At 66.1% G+C, this 24,770-nt stretch carries 26 protein-coding genes; 2 read left to right on the forward strand and 24 right to left on the reverse strand.

The genetic code is table 11. From position 1 onward, the window contains the following. Positions 1-60 precede the first annotated feature (60 nt). Positions 61-1,458 (forward strand): serine hydrolase, encoded by a 1,398-nt coding sequence (locus ACO05L_RS09955; RefSeq protein WP_421729021.1) that lies wholly within the window; start codon positions 61-63, stop codon positions 1,456-1,458. Between the two features lie 61 nt (positions 1,459-1,519). Next, positions 1,520-1,732 (forward strand): hypothetical protein, encoded by a 213-nt coding sequence (locus ACO05L_RS09960; protein ID WP_421729022.1) that lies wholly within the window; start codon positions 1,520-1,522, stop codon positions 1,730-1,732. A 9-nt stretch (positions 1,733-1,741) separates the two neighbouring features. Here ACO05L_RS09960 and ACO05L_RS09965 read toward each other — a convergent pair whose 3' ends face one another. The 24 genes from ACO05L_RS09965 to nuoE all read right to left on the reverse strand — a co-directional run bounded on the left by ACO05L_RS09965 (position 1,742) and on the right by nuoE (position 24,770). Next, positions 1,742-2,554: an endo alpha-1,4 polygalactosaminidase gene (locus ACO05L_RS09965; protein ID WP_421729023.1), complete on the reverse strand. Its 813-nt coding sequence runs from the start codon at positions 2,552-2,554 to the stop codon at positions 1,742-1,744. A 49-nt stretch (positions 2,555-2,603) separates the two neighbouring features. Beyond that, complete coding sequence (locus ACO05L_RS09970) at positions 2,604-3,524, reverse strand: L-threonylcarbamoyladenylate synthase (RefSeq protein WP_421729024.1); 921 nt, start codon at positions 3,522-3,524, stop codon at positions 2,604-2,606. Beyond that, on the reverse strand, positions 3,521-3,967 hold the full coding sequence (locus ACO05L_RS09975; protein ID WP_421729025.1) for a YceI family protein: 447 nt from the start codon (positions 3,965-3,967) through the stop codon (positions 3,521-3,523). Before ACO05L_RS09975 ends, ACO05L_RS09970 begins: the two co-directional genes overlap by 4 nt. Positions 3,968-4,109: 142 nt before the next feature. Continuing rightward, complete coding sequence (locus tag ACO05L_RS09980; protein WP_421729026.1) at positions 4,110-4,658, reverse strand: cytochrome b; 549 nt, start codon at positions 4,656-4,658, stop codon at positions 4,110-4,112. An 80-nt stretch (positions 4,659-4,738) separates the two neighbouring features. After that, the gene (locus ACO05L_RS09985) at positions 4,739-5,440 is read right to left on the reverse strand and encodes an ABC transporter ATP-binding protein (protein WP_421729027.1); all 702 of its coding nucleotides are present in this window, start codon (positions 5,438-5,440) and stop codon (positions 4,739-4,741) included. After that, positions 5,433-6,734, reverse strand: a complete 1,302-nt coding sequence (locus tag ACO05L_RS09990; RefSeq protein WP_421729028.1) for a lipoprotein-releasing ABC transporter permease subunit — start codon at positions 6,732-6,734, stop codon at positions 5,433-5,435. The genes ACO05L_RS09985 and ACO05L_RS09990 overlap by 8 nt, the downstream gene beginning before the upstream one ends. After that, entirely contained in the window at positions 6,731-8,044 is a 1,314-nt protein-coding gene (gene proS, locus ACO05L_RS09995) for a proline--tRNA ligase (RefSeq protein WP_421729029.1), read from the reverse strand. The genes ACO05L_RS09990 and proS overlap by 4 nt, the downstream gene beginning before the upstream one ends. Before the next feature lie 96 nt (positions 8,045-8,140). Next, the gene (locus ACO05L_RS10000; RefSeq protein ID WP_421729030.1) at positions 8,141-8,398 is read right to left on the reverse strand and encodes a DUF1467 family protein; all 258 of its coding nucleotides are present in this window, start codon (positions 8,396-8,398) and stop codon (positions 8,141-8,143) included. Continuing rightward, on the reverse strand, positions 8,398-8,943 hold the full coding sequence (locus ACO05L_RS10005) for a hypothetical protein (RefSeq protein WP_421729031.1): 546 nt from the start codon (positions 8,941-8,943) through the stop codon (positions 8,398-8,400). The genes ACO05L_RS10000 and ACO05L_RS10005 overlap by 1 nt, the downstream gene beginning before the upstream one ends. 28 nt (positions 8,944-8,971) lie before the next feature. Continuing rightward, positions 8,972-10,648: a ribonuclease J gene (locus tag ACO05L_RS10010; RefSeq protein WP_421729032.1), complete on the reverse strand. Its 1,677-nt coding sequence runs from the start codon at positions 10,646-10,648 to the stop codon at positions 8,972-8,974. Further along, a complete protein-coding gene (locus tag ACO05L_RS10015) occupies positions 10,649-11,428 on the reverse strand; it encodes a type III pantothenate kinase (protein ID WP_421729033.1) in 780 nt (259 codons plus the stop codon). Next, positions 11,425-12,174, reverse strand: a complete 750-nt coding sequence (locus ACO05L_RS10020; protein ID WP_421729034.1) for a biotin--[acetyl-CoA-carboxylase] ligase — start codon at positions 12,172-12,174, stop codon at positions 11,425-11,427. Before ACO05L_RS10020 ends, ACO05L_RS10015 begins: the two co-directional genes overlap by 4 nt. 4 nt (positions 12,175-12,178) lie before the next feature. Next, the gene (nuoN, locus tag ACO05L_RS10025) at positions 12,179-13,624 is read right to left on the reverse strand and encodes an NADH-quinone oxidoreductase subunit NuoN (RefSeq protein ID WP_421729035.1); all 1,446 of its coding nucleotides are present in this window, start codon (positions 13,622-13,624) and stop codon (positions 12,179-12,181) included. A gap of 7 nt (positions 13,625-13,631) precedes the next feature. Beyond that, complete coding sequence (locus ACO05L_RS10030; protein ID WP_421729036.1) at positions 13,632-15,116, reverse strand: NADH-quinone oxidoreductase subunit M; 1,485 nt, start codon at positions 15,114-15,116, stop codon at positions 13,632-13,634. A 2-nt stretch (positions 15,117-15,118) separates the two neighbouring features. Then, positions 15,119-17,206 carry an NADH-quinone oxidoreductase subunit L gene (nuoL, locus tag ACO05L_RS10035; RefSeq protein WP_421731671.1) on the reverse strand — a complete coding sequence of 696 codons (2,088 nt, stop codon included), beginning with the start codon at positions 17,204-17,206 and terminating at the stop codon, positions 15,119-15,121. An 8-nt stretch (positions 17,207-17,214) separates the two neighbouring features. Then, on the reverse strand, positions 17,215-17,520 hold the full coding sequence (gene nuoK / locus ACO05L_RS10040; protein ID WP_421729037.1) for an NADH-quinone oxidoreductase subunit NuoK: 306 nt from the start codon (positions 17,518-17,520) through the stop codon (positions 17,215-17,217). Next, positions 17,517-18,146: an NADH-quinone oxidoreductase subunit J gene (locus tag ACO05L_RS10045; RefSeq protein WP_421729038.1), complete on the reverse strand. Its 630-nt coding sequence runs from the start codon at positions 18,144-18,146 to the stop codon at positions 17,517-17,519. The genes nuoK and ACO05L_RS10045 overlap by 4 nt, the downstream gene beginning before the upstream one ends. A gap of 72 nt (positions 18,147-18,218) precedes the next feature. Beyond that, positions 18,219-18,710: an NADH-quinone oxidoreductase subunit NuoI gene (gene nuoI, locus ACO05L_RS10050; protein WP_421729039.1), complete on the reverse strand. Its 492-nt coding sequence runs from the start codon at positions 18,708-18,710 to the stop codon at positions 18,219-18,221. A gap of 184 nt (positions 18,711-18,894) precedes the next feature. Beyond that, entirely contained in the window at positions 18,895-19,959 is a 1,065-nt protein-coding gene (gene nuoH / locus ACO05L_RS10055; RefSeq protein ID WP_421729040.1) for an NADH-quinone oxidoreductase subunit NuoH, read from the reverse strand. Between the two features lie 3 nt (positions 19,960-19,962). Then, entirely contained in the window at positions 19,963-22,014 is a 2,052-nt protein-coding gene (gene nuoG / locus ACO05L_RS10060; protein WP_421729041.1) for an NADH-quinone oxidoreductase subunit NuoG, read from the reverse strand. Next, positions 22,014-22,493 carry a hypothetical protein gene (locus ACO05L_RS10065; protein WP_421729042.1) on the reverse strand — a complete coding sequence of 160 codons (480 nt, stop codon included), beginning with the start codon at positions 22,491-22,493 and terminating at the stop codon, positions 22,014-22,016. Before ACO05L_RS10065 ends, nuoG begins: the two co-directional genes overlap by 1 nt. A 29-nt stretch (positions 22,494-22,522) precedes the next feature. Further along, the gene (gene nuoF, locus ACO05L_RS10070; RefSeq protein WP_421729043.1) at positions 22,523-23,836 is read right to left on the reverse strand and encodes an NADH-quinone oxidoreductase subunit NuoF; all 1,314 of its coding nucleotides are present in this window, start codon (positions 23,834-23,836) and stop codon (positions 22,523-22,525) included. A gap of 2 nt (positions 23,837-23,838) precedes the next feature. Next, positions 23,839-24,105 (reverse strand): hypothetical protein, encoded by a 267-nt coding sequence (locus ACO05L_RS10075; RefSeq protein ID WP_421729044.1) that lies wholly within the window; start codon positions 24,103-24,105, stop codon positions 23,839-23,841. Beyond that, on the reverse strand, positions 24,102-24,770 hold the full coding sequence (nuoE, locus tag ACO05L_RS10080) for an NADH-quinone oxidoreductase subunit NuoE (protein WP_421729045.1): 669 nt from the start codon (positions 24,768-24,770) through the stop codon (positions 24,102-24,104). Before nuoE ends, ACO05L_RS10075 begins: the two co-directional genes overlap by 4 nt.

Here is a 24,770-nt window from a genome sequence, read left to right on the forward strand (position 1 = left end):
GAACTCGGCCCCGCAAGCCTCTCACCTCGAGCGTGACGGTCACGCCCGGAGAGCTAAGCCTTGCACCATTTCAATCCGCCCCATCGCCCGCACCGTCACCGTCACCGTCGGACCGGGCTTCTGGCCATCGCTTTCGCGACCCTGGCCGTCACGGCAGCGCCCGCAAACGCCGGGGACGTGACACCGGACGCCGCCCGCATGGATCAGATCATTCGCGCCTCGAGCGACAGCGACGCCTTTTCCGGTTCGGTCCTGGTCGCCCGCGACGGCGAGATCCTGCTGGATCAAGGCTATGGGCTGGCGAACCGCGAGTGGAACATTCCCAATGCCGGCGACACCAAATTCCGTCTGGCCTCGGTGACCAAGCAGTTCACCGCGGTGTCCGTCTTGCTGCTCAGCGAGCGGGGCCTGGTCGACGTCGATGCGCCGGTGAAGACCTATCTGCCGGATGCGCCAGCGACCTGGGACGCGGTGACGGTCAAGGACCTGCTGGCCCACACCTCGGGCATTCCCAACTTCACCAGCTTCGAGGACTACGCCGCCCTGGCCACGCAGCCGACGACTGTGACGGCCCTGATCGGACGGTTCCGGGACCTGCCCCTGGACTTCACACCTGGCGAGCAGTTCGCCTATTCCAACTCGGGCTATGTCCTGCTGACCGCTATCATCGAGAAGGTGAGCGGCCAGACCTATGCGGAGTTCGTGGCCGCCAACCTGTTCCAGCCGCTCGGCATGGCCGACACAGGCTATGACACCCATGCCGCCATCCTGCCCCAACGAGCCTCTGGCTATACGCCGACCGACGACGGAATCGTCAACGCCGACTATACCGACATGACCGTGCCCCAGGGCGCCGGCGGGCTCTATTCCACCACCCGCGACCTGCTGAAATGGGAACAGGGACTGTTCGGCGCCACGGTGCTGAAGGCCGAAAGCCTGGCCCGCCTGACCACCCCTAATCTCAACGACTACGCCCTGGGCCTGCAGGTCCGAACCATCGACGGGCGCCGGGTCATCAGCCACAGCGGCGGCATCCAGGGCTTCAACACCTATCTGGGATACGACGCCGACGCCCGCACGACGGTGGTGGTGCTGGGCAATCTGAACGGCAGCGCGCCCGACAAAATCGGCGCCGACCTGATGAGCCTGGCGCGCGGCGGCACGGTGACCCTGCCCGGTGAACGCCAGGCGATTGCGGTCTCGGGCGAGGCGCTGGCTGCCTATGCCGGCGTGTACGAGGTCACGCCGGGCTTCGGCTTCACCGTCGTCGAGGCGGACGGCAAGTTGACGGCCCAGGCCACCGGTCAACAGGCGTCCGAACTGTTCGCGGAGAGCCCCGACGCCTTCTTCCTCACCGTCGTCGACGCCCGGATCATATTCTCTCGCGATGCGGCGGGTGCGGTCGACGGCCTGGTCCTGCATCAGGGCGGCCATGAGATTCCGGCCCGCAAGAAATAGCCCCACGCATTGACGGACCTCCCTGGGAGGCGCACATCGCCGCGCCTCCCAGGGAACCTCCATGCCGCAACCCAACGACACCGTTCACATCCGATTCTCGATGGGCCGGGGCGCCGGCCCCTTCTGGCAGACCAACGCCACCATAGCCTCGATCAGCGGCCGGACGGTGGTGCTGGACGGTTTCGATCGCGAGGTGACCACCTCCGTCGCCGAGTTGAAACGCGAAGGCCCCGGTCGCTGGCTGCTGGACTGGGAAATCAAGACCCGGCCCTGACGCCGCGCCTCAGGTCGGGCAGACGGCGCGGGTGTATGCCGCAGACCCCGGCGACGCGAGGCCGCGATCCCGGAATACGGACAAATGCGGCAGGGCTGCCCCGCACCCTGCCAGAAAACCCTCAAGCTCAAGATCATCGATATATTCGACATCGATGTGCCGGTCGCCATACAGGCGGCGGTAGCCTTCGCATTCACGCCAGACGAGGCATTCCTCGCTGATGACGAAATCGAATCCTGCGTCGATGGCGGACTGTCCCAGCTCAAGCGCATTCTTCTGCGCCGCCCAGAGGCCACGCCCGTGGGCGCGCTGGACCAGCTGTTCAGCCAGGGCCAGATTGTCCCGCAGGGTCAGCCCCTCGGCTCGCGCCCAGGTATCCAGATTGTCGAACTCGACCGCGTCGAAGCCCGCATCCGCGCAGCCGTCGATCCAGGAGCCGACGATGTCGGCAATGGCCAGACGCCGCGCCTCTGTCCGCGTATCCAGCAGCATTTCGTCCGGCCAGTTCGGGTCTGCGACCGGCTTTCCTTGCGGGTCACGCAGGATCAGGTCCGGATGCCGCTCCAGCCATTCGCCGGCCTCCCCCGGCTGGGTCTGGAAACCATTGACGTAGCAGATTGAAAACACGCCTGGGGCCGGAGCCGCCTTGCGGTCCCGCACGACGATGGTGACGCCCGGCGGGGGCGGATAGGCGCCGCCCAGCTGGTAATCGACGGCCCCCGAAGACGCAGCGACCCAGCGCTGCTCGACATCGGAAGCCCGGGTGTCGGCGCTGGCCGATCCCGCCATCAACGCGATCAGGAGAGTAGCGATGGCGCGCATGGGAGGTGTTTCCGTGTCGGACCGAGCGGCGCAGCCTTGCATATCCGCCCTAGCCGACAAAGCCCGCCGCACGCCTCAGCCGGTCATTGATGGCCTCGCCCAGCCCGACCAAAGGCACGGGCGATACAGCGATGCCGACCGGCCGTTCGCGATCGGCCTCGCGCAGCATCCGAAACAGGTTCGCCGCCGCCTCGCGCAGGTCTCCGGTCGGGCTCAGGCTCCAGCGCGGATCGCCGACACCGGCGCCGAATCCCAGCAGGATCTCTCCCTCGTGCGCGCCATCCGCCTCGATCCGCACCGGGGCGTCGGGGGCGTAGTGAGTGGTCAGGCGGCCGGGCGATCGGTGGCCTTCGTCAGCACGCTCGTTCACCGGACCGACCAGGGCCTCGATCTCTGCGCGGGTCACGGCGCCGGGACGCAACAGGGCCACACCATCGCCCAGCACCGAGACGACCGTGCTTTCGACCCCCACGGCGCAGTCCCCGCCGTCGACGGCGGCCTGGACGGCAAAGCCAGTCTCCTCCACCGCGTCGGCGAAGGTGGTCGGGCTGGGCCGCCCGGATCGATTGGCCGAGGGCGCGACGACCGCGCCGCCAAAAGCCGCGATCACCGCTCGCGCCCCGGCATGGCCGGGAACTCGCACGGCGACACTATCGAGGCCCGCCCGCGCCAGATCGCAGACGCGGTCGCGGTCACGAACGGGAGCGACGATGGTCAGGGGTCCGGGCCAGAAGGCCTCGGCCAAAGCGCGCGCCGCTGGATCGAACACGGCGATGGCCTCTGCCGCCCCGGCATCAGAGACGTGAGAAATCAAAGGATTGAAGCGCGGTCTTCCCTTGGCCTCGAAGATGGCGGCCACCGCCTCCGCGTTCGACGCGTCGGCGCCCAACCCATAGACGGTCTCGGTGGGCAGCAGGATCAGCCCGCCCGCCTTCAAAGCCGCTGCGGCGTCTTCGACTTTATGGGTCACGCGCGACGCGTGGCCAGGGACACGTCCACCCGCACCTGTCTGGCGATCATCCCGTTCCACGGTCCACTTGTTCCGATGTCATAGGCTCCGCGATCCAGCGAGAAGCCGCCGGTCATCTGCGCCGTGTCGCCCTGGACGCGCAAGGTCACAGGGAAGACGACCGGCCGGGTACGCCCCTTGACCGTCACATCGGCGCGCGCGGTGAAGCGATCAGGCGCAAGCGACTCCAGCGACCGAAGCTGGAAACGGATTTCGGGGTGGGTCGTGGTGTCCAGAAACGCCGGACCCGTCGCGCGGTTAGTCAGCGCCGTCTGGTCCATTCGCAGGGAGGCCGCTCGCACGGTGATGGCCACCCTCGCCTGCTCCGGGAGCTCGGGGTCGAAGCGGATGTCGCCGGACCAGTCGCCGAACCGGCCCGCATGGTTGGCCCCGAAAGCGCGCACCGACAGGGTAATGCTGGAATTTTCGCGAACGACAGCCCAGCGCCCGGCGTCTGGAACGGCGCCCGCAGGGGCCGCGCAGCATAGGATCAGCCCCGCAAAAGCGCCGAACACAGACCGCCGGGTCAGTCGTCGATCCATCGACCTAGGGCCGTCGCGGGATCAGAGGGATCATCCGGTGCAGGACGTTGTCGCGGTCGATGAACTGATGCTTCAGCGCGCCCGCGACGTGCAGGAAGACCAGCACATAGAGAAGCTTGGGCAGGCTGGTGTGGATGGTCATCAATGCGCGCGCCGTCTCACGTCCGCCGCCGACCGGCAGCAGGGGGAAGTCGAACAGGCCATAGAATTCGAACCCGCGCTGCATGGCCGATCCAGCCAGCCATCCCGTCAGGGGCAAGACCAGCAGGACGACGTAGAACAGCACATGGGTCGTCCGGGCGAAAACCTTCTGCCATTTCGGCAGGGCGGACGGCAGGGCGATTGCCGGGTTGGCGATACGCCAGCCGATCCGCGTCAGGGTCAGGATCAGAATCGCCATCCCGCCCGACTTGTGCAGCATCATCCACAGACCGCGGTTGGACCCTTCGGCCTCGGCGGCGGTGATCAGGATGATCTGGCCCAGCACCAGGGCGGCGATGCCCCAGTGCAGCACAAGGGACACGGTCGAGTAGCGGTTTCTCGGTTCAGCCATAGGTCACGCTCTCGATTCACAGGTCGCCAGACTGGCCGAAGTCGCGGATTCCGCCAAGCGTTCCGACGACGCCAAAGCCCTCAGTAGGCCTGGCTTTCGGCCGGACGTTCTTCCAGATGACCGTCCTTCAGCGCGAAGACCCGATCCATATGCCCGGCCAGCTCCATGTTGTGGGTGGCGATCAGGGCGGCGACGCCGGTGTTCTTGACCAGGTCGTGCAGGGCCTCGAACACCGTCTGGCTGGTGGCGGGGTCCAGGTTGCCGGTCGGCTCGTCGGCCAGCAGCAGGCGCGGCCTGTTGGCCAGGGCGCGGGCCAGGGCGACGCGCTGCTGCTCGCCACCCGACATCTGGGCCGGCTGGTGCAGGACACGCTCGGCCAGACCCAGGGCGGCCAGCGACTCCTCGGCCATGCGCCGCGCGTCAGCCTCCTTGTGACCGGCGATGCGGATCGGCAGGGCGACGTTATCGCGGGCGTCGAACTCGGGCAGCAGATGGTGGAACTGATAGACGAAGCCGATACGGCTCAGGCGGATGCGCGTGCGCGCCCGCTCGTCCAGCGCGCCGACATCCTCGCCGTCGATCATGACCGTGCCCGAGGTGGGCCGCTCCAGCAGGCCGGCGGCGTGCAGCAGGCTGGACTTGCCCGAACCCGACGGCCCGATCAGGCCGACGATTTCGCCTGGATTCACATCCAGATCCACGCCCTTCAGCACCGTCAGGTCGCCCCGGCCGGTGGTGTAGGTGCGGGTGATGCCGCGCAGGCTCAGGACAGGACTACTCATAGCGCAGGGCCTCGACCGGATCGATGCGCGACGCATTCCACGACGGCGGGAAACTGGCGGCACAGCTCATGACCAGGGACCAGACGGCGACCCAGAAGACGTCGACCGGATCGACCAGGGCCGGAATGGCGTCCAGCATATAGACGTCGGCGTTGAACAGCTGGACCCCCAGCAGGGCTTCCAGGAAATGCTGGATCGCGCCGATGTTCAGGCAGAACAGCAGGCCGATGATCAAGCCCGCCAGCGTCCCCGCCACGCCGATGGTGGCGCCGGCCATGAAGAAGACTCGCAGGATGGACGACGGGCTGGCCCCGATGGTCCTCAGGATGGCGATGTCGCGGCCCTTGTTCTTCACCAGCATGACGATGCCGGAGATGATGTTCATGGCGGCGATGGCCACGACCAGGCCCAGGATGATGCTCATGGCCACGCGCTCGACCTTCAGCGCGCCCCAGAAGGCGGCCAGGCGCTCGCGCCAGTCGGTGACCAGGGCGCCGGCCCCGACCGCGTCACGAACGGGGGCCAGGTATTTCTGCACCTGATCCGGCTCGGCGACCTTCATCTCGATCACATCCCAGACGCCCTCCTTGCCAAAGAACAGCTGCGCCTGTTCCAGCGGCATGAAGATGAAGGCGCGGTCGAAATCGGCCGTGCCCGACGAATAGGCGCCGCCGACGAAGTAGGTCTTCTCCAGCCCGCCCAGATTGCCAAAGGCGCTGTCGGCGCCGGTGGGCGAATAGACCTGGATCGGATCGCCGACCTTCAGGCCCATCTGATCCATCAGCGCCTGACCGACCAGAACCCGGTCGCCGCCATAGGCGCCCTGGCCGAAGCTGGCCTTGGCCTGGGCCGACAGGCTGGAGGCCACATAGGACATGGTTCCCAGGTCCTGCGGACGCAGGCCGCGCACCATGGCGCCGGTCGTCACGCCGTTGGCGCGGATCAGGGCCTGGGTCTCGATCAGGGGACTGACGCTGACCACGCCCGGCACCGCGCGGATGCGCGCCACGGCGGCGTCGCGATCGGGCGAGGTCAAGACCTGGCCCTGGACGTACATATGGCCGTTGAAGCTCAACATCCGGCCCAGCAGTTCCGAACGGAACCCGGCCATGATGCTCATCACGCTGATCAGCACGGCGACCGCCAGGGCGATACCGACGAAGCTGATGATGGCGATCAGGGCCACCCCGCCCTCCTTGCGCTTGGCGCGCAGGTAACGGAGCGCCAGGCCGATCTCCCAGCTGGAGAAGGCGCCGGCGGGCTTGATGGGCTTGGGGGCCGTGGTGTCCGTCAACCGATGATCTCCAGCGCCTGGGCCAGGGGCACAGTCTGTTTCTCGCCCGTGGCGCGGCGTTTCAGCTCGACCACGCCGTCGGCCAGACCCTTGGGACCAATAGTCAGTTGCCACGGCACGCCGATCAGATCGGCGGTGGCGAACTTGCCGCCCGGACGCTCGTCAGTGTCGTCGTAGAGGACATCCTTGCCGGCGGCTTCCAGTTGCTTGACCGCATCCTCGCAGGCCGCCGAAACCGCCTCGTCGCTGGCGCGCAGGTTGATGACGACGACGTCAAAAGGCGCCACCGCATCCGGCCAGATGATGCCGGCGTCGTCGTGGCTGGCCTCGATGATCGCGCCCAGAAGACGCGATACCCCGACGCCATAGCTGCCCATGTGGACCGGCGTATCCTTGCCATCCGGACCGGCGACATTGGCCTTCATCGCCAGCGAGTATTTGGTGCCGAAATAGAAGATGTGGCCGACCTCGATGCCGCGCGCCGACAGACGGTCGGCCTCGGCGGTCTGGGTCTCGAACTGGGCCGCGTCGTGCATTTCCTCGGTCGCGGCATACAGGGCCGTGCGTTCGTCGAACACGCCCTGCAGCGCCTCGGCGTCGAGGTCGTGGCCGGGAGGCGCCATCTCGACCAGCTTCTTGTCGCAGAAGACCTCGCTCTCGCCGGTCTCGGCCAGGACGATGAACTCGTGGCTCAGGTCGCCGCCGATGGGGCCGGTGTCGGCGCGCATCGGCACGGCCTTCAGTCCCAGGCGCGCGAAGGTGTTCAGATAGGCGGCGAACATCCGATTATAGGCCGTGCGGGCGGCGGCCTCGTCGATGTCGAACGAATAGGCGTCCTTCATCAGGAACTCGCGCCCGCGCATCACGCCAAAGCGCGGCCGGCGCTCGTCGCGGAACTTCCACTGGATGTGAAACAGGTTCAGCGGCAGGGCTTTGTAGGATTTCACGAAGCTGCGGAAGATGTCGGTGACCATCTCCTCGTTCGTGGGGCCATACAGCAGTTCGCGCTCATGCCGGTCGGTGATGCGCAGCATCTCGGGGCCATAGGCGTCGTAGCGCCCCGATTCCCGCCACAGGTCGGCCAGTTGCAGGGTGGGCATCAGCAGTTCGACCGCCCCTGCCCGCTCCTGTTCCTCGCGCACGATCTGCTCGATCCGGTTCAGCACTCGCAGGCCCAGCGGCAGCCAGGCATAGATGCCGGCGGCCTCCTGCTTGATCATGCCGGCGCGCAGCATCAGCTTGTGCGAGACGATCTGGGCGTCCGAAGGGGCTTCCTTCAGGATGGGCATGAAATAGCGCGACAGGCGCATGGCGTGACTCTCAAGGCAAAGACAAGACACGGCTTTAGCGGGTCATCGGGGGCGAAAGCTAGGCAGAACCCGCGGTGTTCGCCCCGCGGGCGCGGCTCAACCCTGGCCGGTGCGCGGCAGCGGCAGCCAGCCCGTGTAGATCAGCACCATGGCGATGGCCCAGACGATGGCCGCAACCCAGCTGGTGGTAATGAACTTCTTCTTCAGGTTCGGATTGACCGGCGCGCCCCACTGGGCGCCGTCCTTGGGCGGCGTCTGATCTTCCTGCGCCATGCCCAGGGGCAGGACGCCGAACAGCACCGTCCACCAGCAGATGACATATATGGCGAACATCGTCAGGGGACCGATAGGCATCAGCATGCGTCTCCACGCTTGGGCAGGTCGAGCAGGTCTCGGAGCGTCCAGGGGTCTTGGTCACCTGCGCCAGGGAACCGCGCATCGACGATCCGCAGAGCGCCGGTCGGCTGGCGACAGACGACCCAGGTGATGTCCTTGGCCACGCCCAGATTGGTGAAATGGCTGACCAGCAGACTGCCGGTCGGCCCGCCCGCCATCTCCTCGATGCTAAGACCGTCAGCGGCGCCGTCCTGGCCGCTGATGCGGTAGTCGAAGTCGATCATGCCGACCTCGCCCTCGGGCGGCGTCAAGCCGGCCACAAACTCTTCGGGGAAGAAGCGGCGGATGGCGACCGGATCGGTCGGGATCGACGGCAGGGCGTAGAGGGCGGCGATCACCGCCTCGCCGGTCTGGAAGTCGCCGGCGGGCGTTGGCGGGATCGTTTCCGGTCCCGCCAGAGGCGCCGGAGCGCCCGACGACGTGACAGCGTCTTCCTGATCCCCACCCTGGCCGCAAGCGGACAGGGTCAGGACGGCCGCCGTCGCGATCAGGATCGAACGCATGATGCCGTCTCCGTTCCCGCCCTGTCTATCACAGACGCAGGACGACCGTCTCGACGATGGGACGGCGGTCCCAGATCTGCTGCGAGGCCTTTTTCAGCACCCGCGCCACGGCCTGTTCGACCGCGCCGTCGTCGAAGCGCTGTTCGTTCTTCAGGCTTGCGACCACCTGTTCGACACGCTCGGCCAGATCGTCCAGCGCATCGCCCAGCGGGTTCTCGTCATCGCCGGGCATGCCGATGGCGCGGATGTCGATGTCCGAGGCGATCTTGCCGCGTCCGTCCATGGCGAAGGCCACGACCAGCACGCCATTGGTCGAGGCGTGACGCCGCTCGCGCAGAGCCTCGCCCTGTTCGGAGGTCAACAGGCCGCCGTCGACGAACAGGCGACCATTGGGCACCTCGTCGATGATGGTGGGCAGGCCGGGGGCCAGGCGCACCATGTCGCCGTTGCGCGGGGTGACGGTCTGCTTGACGCCGACCTCCTGGGCCAGCAGGGCGTGCTCGACCAGGTGGCGGCGCATGCCGTGGGTCGGCACGGCGATCTGCGGCCGGACCCAGGCGTACATCTGGCGCAGTTCGTCGCGGCAGGGGTGGCCCGAGACGTGGATGCCGGGGTGATCCTTCTCGGTATAGAGGCGCACGCCACGGTCGGCGAGGCGGTCCTGCAGACGGCCGATCGACAGTTCGTTGCCGGGGATGACCCGCGACGAGAAGATGCAGTGGTCGCCCTGGCTCAGCTTCACCGTCGGGTGGGTGCCGGTCGAGACGCGCGACAGGGCCGCATTGGCCTCGCCCTGACTGCCGGTGCACAGATACATGATCTCGTCGGCGGGCCAAACGCGGGCCTCTTCGTCCGACAGGAATTTGCGCACATTCTGCAACAGGCCGACGTGTTTGGCGGCGGCGGTGATGCGGTTCATCGACCGCCCGGCCAGGAAGACGCGACGCCCTGCCCGCTCGGCGGCGCGGATCACGCTGTCCATGCGGGCGACGTTGGAGGCGAAGCAGCCGACCGCGATCCGGCCCTTCTTCAGGCTGCCGATAAGCTTGTCCAGTTCTGTGGCGACGCCGGATTCCGACCCCGCCGAACCTTCGACGAAGACGTTGGTGGAATCGCAGACCATGGCCAGAACGCCCTCGTCACCGAGTTGCGTCAGCTTGTCGCTGTCGGTCTTCTGACCGATCACCGGGCCGTCGTCGATCTTCCAGTCGCCGGTGTGCAGCACCGTGCCCAGGGGCGTCTTGATGGCCAGGCCGTTCGGCTCGGCGATCGAGTGAGTCATGGTGACCATGGTCACCTCGAAGGCGCCCAGCTTGAACGTCCCGCCCAGCGGCACCTCGTGGATCGTCACCTGATCCAGGATGCCCGCTTCGCGCAGCTTCTCGCGGATCAGGAAGGCGGTGAAGGGCGTGGCGTAGAGGGGCGCCTTCATGCGCGACCAGATCCAGCCCAGGGCGCCGATGTGGTCCTCGTGCGCGTGGGTCAGGACGATGCCGCGGATGGTCTCGCCTTCCAGGAAGGCGGGATCGGGCACGATCACGTCGATGCCGGGCGTCGAGGGGTCGCCAAAGGTCACGCCCACGTCGACGACCAGCCACTCGCGGCGGGCCTCGGGTCCGTAGCCATAGACGTTGAGGTTCATTCCGACCTCGCCCGAGCCGCCCAGCGGCAGGAAGACGAGTTCGTCGTTTGCGTTCTTTTTCATTCAGTCTTTCGTATCGGTATTGCGGCGCCAGATTTCCAGCAGGCCGCGGATGGTCAGGTCCGGATCAAACCGGTCAATACTTGTCGTGGCGCCCTCGAACAGGGAGGCGACGCCGCCCGTGCCGACGACCGTCATGGGCTTGCCCCACTCGGTCTTGATACGATCCACCAGGCCTTCGATCAGGGCGATATAGCCCCAGAAGACACCGGACTGCATCGCCGCCACCGTGTCCTTGCCGATCACGCGATCGGGCTTCTGGATGGCGATGCGGGGCAATTTTGCGGCGGCCTCGTGCAGGGCCTGGAGCGACAGGTTGATGCCGGGGGCGATCAGCCCGCCCTCGAACGCGCCGTCTGCGGCCACGATGTCAAAGGTGGTGGCGGTGCCGCTGTCGATCAAGAGCAGGTCGCCCGGATAGGCCAGATGCGCCCCGATGGCGTTGACCAGCCGGTCGGCGCCTGCCTCGGTCGGCTTGGTAATGCGCACCTCGATGCCGAGTTTGGCGCCCTCGCCGATCACCAGGGGTTCGACGTTCATGTAGCGCCGCACCAGGTTGCGCAGGTTGAAGATCGACTGAGGCACCACGCTGGAGATGATGCAGCCGCTCAGGTTGGCGAAGGCCAGCCCGTTCATGTGCAGCAACTGGGTCAGCCAGACGGCGTATTCGTCCGCCGTCCGATTGGCCTCGGTCGCCGTGCGCCACTGGGCGATCCAGTCCTGGCCGTCGTGAACGGCGAACAGGGTGTTGGTGTTGCCTTGTTCGATGGCCAGCAGCATCACGCGGGTTTCCCGAAGAAGACGTCGCCGGCCGAGATCAGCCGCAGAGAACCGTCCGGCAGCCGCAGCCGCAACGCGCCGTCCGCCTCGACCCCTTCGGCCATGCCGGTCAGGGTCTCGTGGCCCAGGCGCGCCGTGCAGGGGCCGTCCAGCCCCCGGATGCGGGCGATCCAGGCGTCGAGAATGGGCTGGAAGCCCAGGCTGTTCCAACGTTCGGTCCAGACGGCGAAGGCCTCGGCCAGGATCTCGGCGGCGGCTTCGATCGGCGGGGCATAGAGGACGTCGCCCTTCAGATGCGCGCCCATGGCCGTCGCCGGGCGTTCGGTGCCCGAGGGCGCCTGGGCCAGGTTCACCCCGATCCCGACTGCCAGCCAGAGCCCGCCGCCTTCGTGCGGACCCGACTCGACCAGGATGCCCGAGGCCTTGTCGGACTCGATCATCACGTCATTGGGCCATTTGATCGTCACCAGCGGCGGCGGCACGAAGGTGTCCAGCAGATCGGCGACCGCCAGGGCGGCGACGAAGGTGATCTGGGCCGCCTCGGCGGGGGCGCGCGCCGTGGTGGTCAGAAGCGTGGCGTACAGATTGCCCGTCTCGCTGACCCATTCGCGACCCCGACGCCCGCGACCGGCGCTCTGATGCCGGGCGACGATCCACAGGGGGCCGGTCTCGCCGGCCTCGGCCCGGCGTCGGGCCTCGGCATTGGTGGAATCCGTCTCTTCGAGCAGCAGTATGGAGGCGGCGTCCAACGCCCTACCCGGCTCCGAAGCCGGCCGCAGCGGCGCGCGTCAGGGGCTCAAGCCACGTCAGACCGACGATCACCAGCGGGAAGGAGAAGGCGGCGCAGGCGAAGGCGATCCACTTGGCCTCGAACGGCGCCGGGTCGGTCTTCACGTCGTCCAGCGGCGCATCGAACCACATCAGCTTGATGATCCGCAGATAGTAGAAGGCGGACACGACCGAGGCCACCAGACCGGCGGCGCCGACCATCCAGTACCCCGCCTCGGCGGCGGCGCCGAAGACGTAGAACTTGGCCCAGAAGCCCGCGAACGGCGGCATACCCAGCAGCGACAGCGACAGCACGGTGATGGCGATGGCCGTGACCGGACGATCCTTCTTCAGACCGGCCAGATCGGCGATGCGGCGGATCGGCTTGCCGCCCTTGGACAGGCTGAGCAGCAGAGCGAAGAAGCCGAACTGGTCGATGACATAGAGCGTCATGAACATCAGCGTGGCCTGGATGCCGATGGCCGTCCCCGCCGTCACGCCCAGCAGGGCATAGCCGATGTTGATGATCGACGAATAGGCCAGCAGACGCTGCAGATCCTTCTGCGCCAGACCAGCGAAGGCGCCGACGGCGAACGAGATCAGCGAGATCAGCACCAGAACCTGCGCCCACTGGTCATGAATGCCGCCGAACGCGCCGTCCAGGGTGCGGATGATCAGGACCATCGCGGCCATCTTGGGCGCCGTGGCGAACAGGGCCACGACCGGCGTCGGTGCGCCTTCGTAAACGTCGGGCGTCCACATGTGGAAGGGCGCGGCCGAGACCTTGAACGCCAGTCCGCAGACCAGGAAGACCAGGCCGAAGATCAGGCCGGGGCCGACATCGCCTTGCGCGGCGACGGCGGCGATGTCCTCGAACCGCATCGAGCCGGTGAAGCCGTAGATCAGGCTGGCGCCGTACAGCAGCAGGCCCGACGACAGGGCGCCGAGGACGAAATACTTCAGGCCCGCTTCGGACGCCTTCAGGTTGTCGCGGTGGAAGGCGGCCAGAACATAGAGGGCCAGCGAATGCAGCTCGATCCCGACATAGAGCGAGATCAGGTCGCCCGAGGACGCCATCATGCTCATGCCGACGGCGGCCAGAACGATCAGGATCGGGTATTCGAACTGGGCGATCCGGGTGCGGCTCATCCAGCCTGCGCCCAGCACGATGGCCACGGCCGAGGCCAGATAGATGACCACCTTGCCATAGACGGCCAGCGGGTCGGCCACATAGGCGCCGTGGAAGGCCTGGCCCAGCGGACCGGTCACGGCCAGCGCCGAGGCGGCGATCAGCAGGACGACCGAGGCGATCGAGATGGCCCAGGCCGAGCGTGCGCCCGCAAAGGCGCCGATGACCAGCAGGAACAGGGCCCCGATGGCCAGGGTCAGCTCAGGGGCGGCCAGGTGAAGTGCGGAGGACAGATCAGGCATCAGGGTCTCACCCGCCGATCGCGGCGTTGTAGGCGGCGACTACCGCATCGACGGAAGCGGCGGTGGTGTTCAGCACCAGGTCAGGCTGGACGCCCAGCCAGATGGTGCCGACGATCAGGGGCACGAACAGCGCCAGCTCGCGCCGGTCGATGTCCATGATGGTCTTCATCGCCGGGTTGGTGATCTCGCCGAACATGACGTTGCGGTACAGGTTCAGGGCATAGACCGCCGACAGGATGACCCCCGTCGCCGCCACGAAGGCCGTCCAGGTCGAGGCCTGATAGACGCCCGTCATGGTCAGGATCTCGCCGATGAAGCCCGAGGTGCCCGGCAGGCCGACGTTGGCCATGGTGAACATCAGGAAGATGGCTGCGTACCAGGGCATCCGTGCGGTCAGGCCGCCATAGGCCGAGATCTCGCGGGTGTGCATCCGGTCATAGACCACGCCGACGCAGAGGAAGAGCGCGCCCGAGATCAGGCCGTGGCTCAGCATCTGGAACACGGCGCCCTGCATGCCCTGGGCGTTGCCGGCGAAGATGCCCATGGTCACGAAGCCCATGTGGGCCACCGAGGAATAGGCGATCAGCTTCTTGATGTCCGTCTGCCGGAAGGCGACCAGCGAGGTATAGACCACGGCGATCACCGACAGGGTGAAGACCAGGGGCTGGAACATCTGCGAGGCGATGGGGAACATCGGCACGTTGAACAGGATGAAGCCGTAACCGCCCAGCTTCAGCAGGATGCCGGCCAGGATGACCGAACCCGCCGTCGGCGCCTGAACGTGGGCGTCGGGCAGCCAGGTGTGCACCGGCCACATCGGCATCTTGACCGCGAACGAGGCGAAGAAGGCCAGCCACAGCAGGGGCTGATAACGGGCGTCGAAGGCGAAGGCCTTGAGCTCGGGGATGCTGGTGGTGCCCGCTTCATGGGCCATCCAAAGCATGGCCAGCAGCATCAGGACCGACCCCAGCAGGGTGTAGAGGAAGAACTTGTAGGATGCGTAGATCCGGTTCGCCCCGCCCCAGATGCCGATGATCAGGAACATCGGCACCAGGGTGCCTTCGAAGAAGATGTAGAAGAGGAACAGGTCCAGCGAGGTGAACACGCCAATGACCAGGGTCTCCAGCACCAGGAAGGCGATCATGTATTCGACGACGCGCGTCTCGATCGACTTCCAGCTGGACAGGATGCAGATCGGCAGCAGGAAGGCCGTCAGCAGCACGAACAGGATCGAGATCCCGTCCACACCCAGGTGATAGGCGGCGCCTGCGAACCAGGGATGGAACTCGACGAACTGATAGCCGGGGTTCGACGCATCGAAGCCCATGACCAGCACGACCGAGACGGCCAGGGTCAGAAGGGTCGTGCCCAGGGCGATCCAGCGCGCGGCAGGAGCCGCCTCATCCGCCGTCTTGGACAGGAAGCGTGCGCCCAGCAGGACGGCGGCGCCGACCAGCGGGAGGAAGGTGACGATGCTCAGGATTGCGGGCACGGTCACGCTCCGAACGCATAGATGACGAAGGCGAGGAAGCCGGCGACGCCGAGCAACATCACGAACGCATAATAATAGACGTAGCCGGATTGGAACCGCGACAGCCAACCGGCCGACTTCAGCGACGCCCAGGCGGCGCCGTTGGGTCCGAACCCGTCGATGATCTTCACGTCGCCGATCTTCCAGAACAGGTCGCCCAGGGCTTTGGTGCCCTTGACGAAGGTCGCGTCATACAACTCGTCGAAATACCACTTGTTGTAGAGGAAGGCCCAGACCGGCGTCTGGCGATCCGCCAGTTGCCGCGCCCAGCCCTCGCGGACCACATAGATCCACCAGGCGGCGAAGGTGCCGATCAGCGTCAGGACCAGCGGCGACCACTTGACCCACAACGGCACCGAATGGCTGTCGTGCAGGACGTGGTTGTGCGCGCCCGAGAAGATAGCTCCACGCCAGAATTCGGCTTCGTGATGGCCGATGAAGTGCGGCGCGAACACGATGCCCGCAGCCACGGCGCCGACCGACAGGACCAGCAGCGGAACCAGCATGACCCACGGGCTCTCGTGCGGCTTCAGCGGACCATGATGCCCGTGATCGTCGTGAGCGTGATCGTCGTGGTGATCGTCGGCGATGGGCTCGGAATGGGTTTCGAGCTGGGCGTGCGAGGCATGGTCGTCATGCGCATGAGCATGGCCGTCCTCTTCCTTCCACACAGGCTTGTTGTGGAAGGTCATGAACACCAGACGCCACGAATAATAGGCCGTCAGACCCGCCGCCAGGATGCCGATGAAGAAGGCGAAATAGCCGGCCGGCGAATGACCGCTCGAGGCCGCCGCGAAGGCGCTCTCGATGATCGAGTCCTTGGAATAGAAGCCCGCGAAACCGCCGACGCCGGGGATGCCCAGGCCGGTGATGGCGATGGTGCCGATGGTCATCACCGCATAGGTGACCGGCAGCAGCTTCCACAGCCCGCCCATCTTCCGCATGTCCTGCTCGTGGTGCATGCCGTGGATCACCGAACCGGCGCCCAGGAACAGCAGGGCCTTGAAGAAGGCGTGGGTGAACAGGTGGAACATCGCGGCCTGATAGGCGCCGACGCCCGCTGCGAAGAACATGTAGCCCAGCTGCGAACAGGTCGAATAGGCGATGACCCGCTTGATGTCGTTCTGCATCAGGCCGACCGTCGCGGCGAACAGGGCCGTGATGGCGCCGGTGATGGCGATCATCAGCGAGGCGGTCGGTGCGTATTCGTAGATCGGGCTCAGCAGGCAGACCATATAGACGCCTGCGGTGACCATGGTCGCCGCGTGGATCAGGGCCGACACGGGCGTCGGGCCTTCCATGGCGTCGGGCAGCCAGGTGTGCAGGAAGAACTGCGCCGACTTGCCCATGGCGCCGATGAACAGCAGCACGCCCGCCAGATCCAGCGCCGACCAGTCGCGGCCGATGAAATGCCAGGTGGTGTCGGCCTTGGTGGCGATCAGGGGGAACAGTTCGGCGAACTGGATCGTGCCGAACATCCAGAACACCGTCATGATGCCCAGCATGAAGCCGAAGTCGCCGACGCGGTTGACGACGAAGGCCTTGATGGCGGCGGCGCTGGCCGTGGGCTTCTTGTACCAGAATCCGATCAGCAGATAGGAGGCCAGGCCCACGCCTTCCCAGCCGAAGAACATCTGCATGAAGTCGGCGGCGGTGACGAGCGCCAGCATCATGAAGGTGAACAGCGACAGATAGGCGAAGAAGCGCGGCCGGCTGTCGTCCTCGGACATATAGCCCCAGGAATAGAGGTGCACGAGCGAGGACACCGTCGTCACCACGATCAGCATGGTCGCCGACAGGGCGTCGACGCGGATCGACCAGACGGACTGGAAGTCGCCCACGGTGATGAAGGGCGCCAGTTCGACCGTGAAGGCCTCCATATGGCCCCAGGTCCACGACCCGAACACGATCCAGGACGCGACGCACGAGAAGAACAGCAGGCCGGTCGTGACGACCTGCGAGGGGATGTCGCCGATGCGGCGGCCGAAGAAGCCGGCGATTGCTGCGCCGAGCAGCGGGGCGAAGACGCCCAGGGTGACGAGCAGTTCGATATTCACGATCAGCCCTTCATCACGGAAGCGTCGTCCACGGCGATGTCGCCGCGGTTACGGAAGAAGGTCACCAGGATGGCCAGGCCGATGGCGGCCTCGGCGGCGGCGACGGTCAGGACGAACATCGCCATGATCTGCCCCTGCACGTCGTGCAGATAGGCCGAGAAGGCGACGAAGTTGATGTTCACGGCCAACAGGATCAGCTCGATCGACATCAGGATGATGATGACGTTCTTGCGGTTCACGAAGATGCCGAACACCCCAACGGTGAACAGCATGGCGGCGACCACCAGATAGTGCTGCAGGCCGATCATCGGTTGAGCTCCTCGGTCGAGATTCCGGCGCCCGTCTGGACGGACTTGATCTCGATGGCGGTCTTGGCGTTGCGGGTCACCTGGTCGTGGATCTTCTGACGACGAACGCCCGGCTTGTGACGCAGGGTCAGGACGATGGCCCCGATCATGGCGATCAGCAGCACGATCCCGGACGCCTGGAAGAAGTAGACATAGTCCGTATAGAGCACCCGCCCGATCGTCTCGATGTTCGAGGCGTCCGGCGTGGCCGCGACCGGCGCGGTCGCATCCGCCGCCGCACCGCCGGAAACCACGGTCACGGTGATCAGGATCATCTCGACCAGCAGCACCAGGGCGACAATGGCCGCCAGCGGCAGATACCGGGCGTAGCCCTCGCGCAGCCTGACGAAGTCAACGTCCAGCATCATGACGACGAACAGGAACAACACCGCCACCGCGCCGACGTAGACGACGACCAGCAGCATGGCCAGGAACTCCGCCCCCAGCATGACGAACAGGCCCGCCGACGTGAAGAAGGTCAGGATGAGGAACAGGACGCTGTGCACGGGATTTCGCGCGGTCACGACCAACAGGCCACTGACCACGGCGACGACCGCCAGCAGATAGAACGCTATGCCTTGCAGCATGGGTGGGACGACGCCCCCTTCAAAGTCTTGGCCGCGATCCCGGGGAATCGAGGGCCGTTCAGCGATTGCGCCTTAACGGTAAGGCGCGTCGAGTTCCAGATTCTTCGCGATGGCCCGCTCCCAGCGGTCACCGTTCGCCAGCAGGCGTTCCTTGTCGAAATACAGTTCTTCGCGGGTCTCGGTGGCGAACTCGTAGTTCGGTCCCTCGACGATCGCGTCCACCGGGCAGGCCTCCTGGCACAGACCACAATAGATGCATTTGACCATGTCGATGTCGTAGCGGGTCGTGCGCCGGCTGCCGTCGGCGCGCGGTTCGGCCTCGATGGTGATGGCCTGGGCCGGACAGATGGCCTCGCACAGCTTGCAGGCGATGCAGCGTTCCTCGCCGTTGGCGTAACGGCGCAGGGCGTGCTCACCCCGGAAACGCGGCGACTGAGGGTTGCGTTCGAACGGATAGTTCACCGTCATCTTCGGGCGCAGCATCTCGCGGAAGGTCAGCACCAGGGCGCCGCCGACATCCATCAGCAACGCACCCTTCACGGTCTGGGCAAGGCGGTTGAACATCAGTGAGAAACTCCAGCGCAATCGCGCGCATAGCGCGGGCTGTTCTTGTCCATGGTCGCACACATACGCCCGCGGATTTCGTTCTGCTGGCGCTCCCATTGATAGGAGGACGTGGGCTGAGGGGCCTCATAAGGCGCGCAGGCCGAGGCTGCTGCGGTCAGGCTCAGGATCAGGGCCATCCGGATCACGACCCCACCACAAAGACGCGCCACGCCGAGATGGCGACCACGGCGACCAGCGAGGTCGGCAGGAAGATCTTCCACCCCAGACGCATCAGCTGGTCATAGCGGTAGCGCGGCACGAAGCCCTTCACCATCGAGATGATGACGAAGAAGAAGATGGTCTTGGCGCAGAAGGTCAGGAAATAGATCGTCTGTTCCAGCCAGCCCGGCAGGGCGTCCAGCCAGACCTGCGACACGCCCGGATTCCACCCCCCGAAGAACAGGATGGAGATCATCGCGCACATGAAGATGATGTTGACGTACTCGCCCATCATGAACAGCAGATACGGGGTCGAAGAGTATTCGACCTGATAGCCGGCGACCAGTTCCGACTCGGCCTCGGGCAGGTCGAACGGCGGACGGTTGGTCTCGGCCAGGGCCGAGACGAAGAAGATGACCGACATCGGCAACATGATGATGATGGTCGGCCAGGTGTTGGCGCCGCCGCCGAAGCCGAACCAGTTCCAGAACCAGCCTTGCTGAGCATTGACGATCTCGGACAGGTTCATCGTCCCGGCCAGCAGGATGACGTTGATGATCACCAGACCGATCGACACCTCATAGGACACCATCTGCGCTGCCGAACGCAGCGACCCCAGGAACGGATACTTCGAGTTCGAAGCCCAGCCGCCCATGATGATGCCGTAGACGCCCAGCGAACTGATCGCGAGCACATACAGGATGCCGATGTTCAGGTCGGAAATGACCCAGCCCGGCGCAAATGGAATGACCGCCCAGACGATGAAGGCCGTGATCACGGTGATGATCGGCGCCAGCAGGAAGACCGCCTTGTCGGCGCCCGCCGGGACGACGACCTCCTTCAGCACGAACTTGATCATGTCGGCAAAGGACTGAAGCAGGCCGAACGGCCCGACGACATTGGGTCCCTTGCGCATCTGGATGCCCGCCCAGATCTTGCGGTCGGCCAGCAGCAGGAAGGCCACGGCGATCAGCACGCCAACGGTCACCAGCAGAACGGCGCCGGTCGTGGCCAGGGTCCAGCCGAGAGGTGTGGTCCAGAATTCCATCGTCTACTCCGCCGCCATGGCCGCGGCCGGGCTCATGCGCAGGGCGCTGAGTTCGGCCATCGTCGCACTGGCGCGCGCGATCGGGTTGTTCAGATAGGGGTCGGCCACGGCCGACGAGAAGACACGGTCGCCCAGATCGCCCTTGGCGCCCAGCTTCGACGGATCGAAACCGGCAACCGGCGTCGGGAGGGCGTCGATGCGGCCAAACGTCGGATGGTCACCCATCAGCTTGGTGCGCAACTGATCCAGGGTGTCGTAGCCCAGGGTCTGGCCGACGCGTTCCGACAGGGCGCGGATGATGGCCCAGTCTTCCTTGGCCTCGCCCTTGGGGAAGACGGCGCGTTCGGCCATCTGCACCCGGCCTTCGGTATTCACATACAGACCGGCCTTCTCGGTATAGGCCGCGCCCGGCAGGATGACGTCGGCGCCGTGCGCGCCCGCATCCCCGTGGCTGCCCAGATAGACGCGGAAGGCGTTCGAGGCGGTCGCATTGACCTCGTCGGCGCCCAGCAGGAACAGCACGTCCAGCGCATCCGGCTTCAGCATCTGCGCGACCGTCAGGCCGCCGTCAGCCGGCACGAAGCCCATGTCCAGACCCGCGACGCGCGAGGCGGCGTGATGCAGGACGTTGAAGCCGTTCCAGCCGTCGACAATGACGCCGACCTTCTTGGCCAGCACGCCCAGGGCGTTCAGGACAGCGGCGCCGCCCTCCCCGCTCAGGGCGTCGCCGCCGACGATGATGGCGGGGCGTTCGGCCTGGGTCAGCAAGTCCATCGCCGACTTGGGCAGCTTGGCCAGGGTCTTCGAACCGGCGCCCAGGTAGGCGTATTCGTAGCTGAGGTCGGCCTGTTCGCCGATCACGCCGACGCTCGCCTGACCGGACAGCCAGATCTTGCGCAGCCGGGTGTTCAGCAGGGGCGCCTCGGTGCGCGGATTGACGCCGATCAGCAAGACCGCGTCCGCCTGTTCGACGCCGCGCAGGGTCGAGTTGAACAGCCAGCTTTCACGCGGGCCGTAACCCAGAACCGATCCGTCCTGGCGGCAGTCCGTGTTGGCCGATCCCAGGGCGCGGAACAGGTCCAGCGTCGCCTTCATGGACTCGGCGTCCTGAAGATCGCCAGCGATGACGCCGATGCGGTCGGCCGAAGCGGCCTTCAGCTTGTCGGCCACCGTCGACAGGGCCTCGTCCCACGAAGCGCCGCGCAGGGCGCCGTTCTCACGCACATAGGGCCGGTCCAGGCGGCGCTTCTGCAGACCGTCGACGACATAGCGGCTCTTGTCCGACAGCCATTCCTCGTTGACGCCCTCATTGACGCGCGGCAGCACGCGCATCACCTCGGCGCCGCGCGCATCGACGCGAATGTTCGATCCCAGGGCGTCCATGACGTCGATGGTCTCGGTCTTCTTCAGTTCCCACGGACGATAGTGGTACTGCCAGGGCCGGTGCGTCAGGGCGCCGACAGGGCACAGGTCATTGACGTTGCCCGACAGTTCCGAACCGACAGCGCTTTCCAGATAGGTGGTGATCTCGGCGTCTTCGCCGCGGCTGATCATGCCGATGTCCGGCGCGCCCGCGATTTCCGACACGAACCGCACGCAGCGGGTGCACTGGATGCACCGCGTCATGAAGGTCTTGATCGTCGGACCCATGTTCTTTTCTTCGACCGCGCGCTTGTTCTCGGCATAGCGCGAGCCGTCGCGGCCATAGCCGACCGACTGGTCCTGAAGGTCGCACTCGCCGCCCTGGTCGCAGATCGGGCAGTCCAGCGGGTGGTTGATGAGCAGGAACTCCATCACTCCTTCGCGGGCCTTCTTGACCATCGGCGTGTCGGTGAAGATTTCCTGGTTCTCGGCGGCCGGCAGGGCGCACGAAGCCTGGGGCTTGGGCGGTCCGGGCTTCACCTCGACCAGGCACATGCGGCAGTTGCCGGCGATCGACAGCCGCTCGTGATAGCAGAAACGCGGAATCTCGTGTCCGGCGCGCTCGGCGACCTGGAGCACGGTCATGCCGGGCTCGAACTCGGTTTCCACGCCGTTAACCTTGGCGATCGGCATCAGACGGCCTCTTGAGTTGCGGGGACGTCGAAGTCCTCCGCCTGAATCGTTGCGTCGGGATAGGTCTGGGTGACCGTCACGACATCGCCCTTGATGGCGAAGGTGTTCACCGGATCACCGGCTTCGTTCATCCAGCGGATGTCGGCGGGATCGGGCAGTTCGAGCGGCTTCCAGGTGACCAGATCGCCATCCGTGCGGCACTGGGCCTTCATCAGCCCGCCGTCGACCGGCGCCCGCCACTGGGCGTTGACGACCTGGCCCTCCAGCCCGGTGATCTCGATGGCCGAGGTCGCCTGACCGTGAACCGCGGCCAGAGCCGCACGACAGACGCGGCGCAGATCGACAGCCGACAGCGGACCGGTCGGCGTGGTCGAGGCGTCGGACGCGGCGGCCCGCATCTCGACCCGTTCGGCCGGCGTCGGCTCGGACTTCAGCGGCTCGGGCTTGCAGGCGCTCAGGCCCAGGCCCAGCGTCAGCATTCCTCCAGCGATGATGATCGCCGCCCGCATTATTCAGCCGCGATCGCGTGGCCGGCGAAGTTCGCACGGGCGTTGCGGTAGGTCTGGATGCGGTCCTCGATCTCGTGGCGGAAATGCCGGATCAGACCCTGAACGGGCCAGGCCGCAGCATCGCCCAGGGCGCAGATGGTGTGGCCCTCGATCTGGCCGGCGACGTCGAGCAAGAGGTCGATCTCGGACGGATCCGCCTCGCCCACGGCCATCCGCTCCAGCACGCGCCACATCCAGCCGGTGCCTTCGCGGCACGGCGTGCACTGGCCGCAGCTCTCGTGCTTGTAGAAATAGCTGATGCGGGCGATCGCCTTCACCAGGTCGGTGTCCTGGTCCATGACGATGACGGCGGCGGTGCCCAGACCCGAGCGCATTTCGCGCAAGCTGTCGAAGTCCATCAGCGCCGTTTCGGCCATGTCGCGGGTGATCAGCGGCACGGAGACGCCGCCCGGGATCACGGCCTTCAGGTTGCCCCAGCCGCCGCGCACGCCGCCGCAATGCTCTTCCAGCAGCTGACGCAGCGGGATCGACATCGACTCTTCGATATTGCACGGGCGGTTCACGTGGCCCGAGATCGACATCAGCTTGGTGCCGGTGTTGTTGGCGCGACCAAAGCCGGCGAACCAGTCGGCCCCGCGACGCAGGATGGTGCCCACGACGGCGATGGATTCGACGTTGTTCACCGTGGTCGGGCAGCCGTACAGGCCGGCGCCGGCCGGGAACGGCGGCTTCAGGCGGGGCTGGCCCTTCTTGCCTTCCAGGCTTTCCAGCAGGGCGGTCTCTTCGCCGCAGATATAGGCGCCCGCGCCGTGGTGGATATAGACGTCGAAGTCCCAGCCGTGGACGTTGTTCTTGCCGATCAGCTTGGCCTCATAGGCCTGCTTGACCGCAGCCTCCATCCGCTCGCGTTCCAGCACATATTCGCCGCGCAGATAGATGTAGCAGGCGTGGGCCTGCATGGAGAACGAGGCGATCAGGCAGCCTTCGATCAGCAGGTGTGGATCATGACGCATGATCTCCCGGTCCTTGCAGGTGCCGGGCTCGGATTCGTCGGCGTTGACGACCAGGTAGTGAGGACGATCCTTCACCTCCTTGGGCATGAAGGACCACTTCAGGCCGGTCGAGAAGCCGGCGCCGCCGCGTCCCCGCAGGCCCGAGTTCTTGACGTTGGTGATGAGCCAGTCGCGGCCCATGTCCAGCATGTCCTTGGTCGCGTTCCAGCAGCCGCGATTGCGCGCGCCTTCCAGACCCCAGTCCTGCAGACCGTACAGGTTGGTGAAGATCCGGTCCTTGTCTTCGAGAATACCGACCATTTTCACTTCAACTCCCGCAGACGACGGCGGTGATAACGGGTGCGCAGGAAGATGGCGGCCAGCATAAGGGCCCAGCCACAGCCGAGGGCGACATAGCCGACGGTCTGCACGATACCGGCGGCGGCGCCGGCCTGGGAAGCCGCCCAGACCAGGACCGCGCCGATCAGGACCAGGCCGAACCCGGCCAGACGCTGGGTGCGACCAACGGTGCGGATCTCGGCGCGATAGGCGGCGACGTCGAAGTCGGCGTTCTGTTCGTTCTGGCTCATGCGGGCGCCTTCACGGGCGCGCTGTTCGGCAGCTTCTTGATCGGCTTGGCCGCCGAGCCGTCATAGAGTTTGGGATCGTTCAGGACCAGGGCGCCGCCCTCGGGCGCCGAGTTGACGCGATCGACGCGCGGACCCGGCTTGGGCGTCTTGCCGGCCGCGAAGTCGTCGATGATCTTGTCCATGTCGGCGGCGGTCAGATCCTCGAAATAATAGTCGTTGATCATGGCCATCGGCGCGTTGACGCAGGCGCCCAGGCACTCGACCTCTTCCCAGTAGAACTTGCCGTCGGCCGACAGGGTCTGCTTGGGACCGATGCGGCTCTTGCACACCTTCATCAGCTCGCCCGAGCCGCGCAGCATGCAGGGCGTGGTGCCGCAGACCTGGATCAGGGCGGCCGAACCGACCGGCTCCAGCATGAACATGGTGTAGAAGGTCGCGACCTCCAGCACCCGGATATAGGCCATGCCCAGCAGTTCGCCGATGGCGCGGATGGCGGGTTCGGAGACCCAGCCTTCCTGCTTCTGCACCAGCCACAGGATCGGGATCACGGCCGACTGCTTGCGGTCGGCGGGGTATTTCTGAATCCACCAGTCGGCCTTGGCCTTGGTCGCCTTGGAGAAGGCGAACGAAGCGGGCTGGACCTTGGCGAGACGACGAACAGACAT

This window comes from Brevundimonas sp. (genome assembly GCF_965227765.1).
Classification (GTDB): domain Bacteria; phylum Pseudomonadota; class Alphaproteobacteria; order Caulobacterales; family Caulobacteraceae; genus Brevundimonas.

What these genes read in the sequence shown, in the direction of transcription:
- ACO05L_RS09960 (WP_421729022.1), top strand. Translation starts at nt 1,520, where the DNA reads ATGCCGCAACCCAACGACACCGTTCACATCCGATTCTCGATGGGCCGG.
- ACO05L_RS09965 (WP_421729023.1), bottom strand. Translation starts at nt 2,554, where the DNA reads ATGCGCGCCATCGCTACTCTCCTGATCGCGTTGATGGCGGGATCGGCC.
- ACO05L_RS09980 (WP_421729026.1), bottom strand. Translation starts at nt 4,658, where the DNA reads ATGGCTGAACCGAGAAACCGCTACTCGACCGTGTCCCTTGTGCTGCAC.
- ACO05L_RS09985 (WP_421729027.1), bottom strand. Translation starts at nt 5,440, where the DNA reads ATGAGTAGTCCTGTCCTGAGCCTGCGCGGCATCACCCGCACCTACACC.
- proS (WP_421729029.1), bottom strand. Translation starts at nt 8,044, where the DNA reads ATGCGCCTGTCGCGCTATTTCATGCCCATCCTGAAGGAAGCCCCTTCG.
- ACO05L_RS10000 (WP_421729030.1), bottom strand. Translation starts at nt 8,398, where the DNA reads ATGCCTATCGGTCCCCTGACGATGTTCGCCATATATGTCATCTGCTGG.
- ACO05L_RS10005 (WP_421729031.1), bottom strand. Translation starts at nt 8,943, where the DNA reads ATGCGTTCGATCCTGATCGCGACGGCGGCCGTCCTGACCCTGTCCGCT.
- ACO05L_RS10010 (WP_421729032.1), bottom strand. Translation starts at nt 10,648, where the DNA reads ATGAAAAAGAACGCAAACGACGAACTCGTCTTCCTGCCGCTGGGCGGC.
- nuoN (WP_421729035.1), bottom strand. Translation starts at nt 13,624, where the DNA reads ATGCCTGATCTGTCCTCCGCACTTCACCTGGCCGCCCCTGAGCTGACC.
- nuoK (WP_421729037.1), bottom strand. Translation starts at nt 17,520, where the DNA reads ATGATCGGCCTGCAGCACTATCTGGTGGTCGCCGCCATGCTGTTCACC.
- ACO05L_RS10045 (WP_421729038.1), bottom strand. Translation starts at nt 18,146, where the DNA reads ATGCTGCAAGGCATAGCGTTCTATCTGCTGGCGGTCGTCGCCGTGGTC.
- nuoI (WP_421729039.1), bottom strand. Translation starts at nt 18,710, where the DNA reads ATGTTCAACCGCCTTGCCCAGACCGTGAAGGGTGCGTTGCTGATGGAT.
- nuoH (WP_421729040.1), bottom strand. Translation starts at nt 19,959, where the DNA reads ATGGAATTCTGGACCACACCTCTCGGCTGGACCCTGGCCACGACCGGC.
- nuoG (WP_421729041.1), bottom strand. Translation starts at nt 22,014, where the DNA reads ATGCCGATCGCCAAGGTTAACGGCGTGGAAACCGAGTTCGAGCCCGGC.
- ACO05L_RS10065 (WP_421729042.1), bottom strand. Translation starts at nt 22,493, where the DNA reads ATGCTGACGCTGGGCCTGGGCCTGAGCGCCTGCAAGCCCGAGCCGCTG.
- nuoF (WP_421729043.1), bottom strand. Translation starts at nt 23,836, where the DNA reads ATGGTCGGTATTCTCGAAGACAAGGACCGGATCTTCACCAACCTGTAC.
- ACO05L_RS10075 (WP_421729044.1), bottom strand. Translation starts at nt 24,105, where the DNA reads ATGAGCCAGAACGAACAGAACGCCGACTTCGACGTCGCCGCCTATCGC.
- nuoE (WP_421729045.1), bottom strand. Translation starts at nt 24,770, where the DNA reads ATGTCTGTTCGTCGTCTCGCCAAGGTCCAGCCCGCTTCGTTCGCCTTC.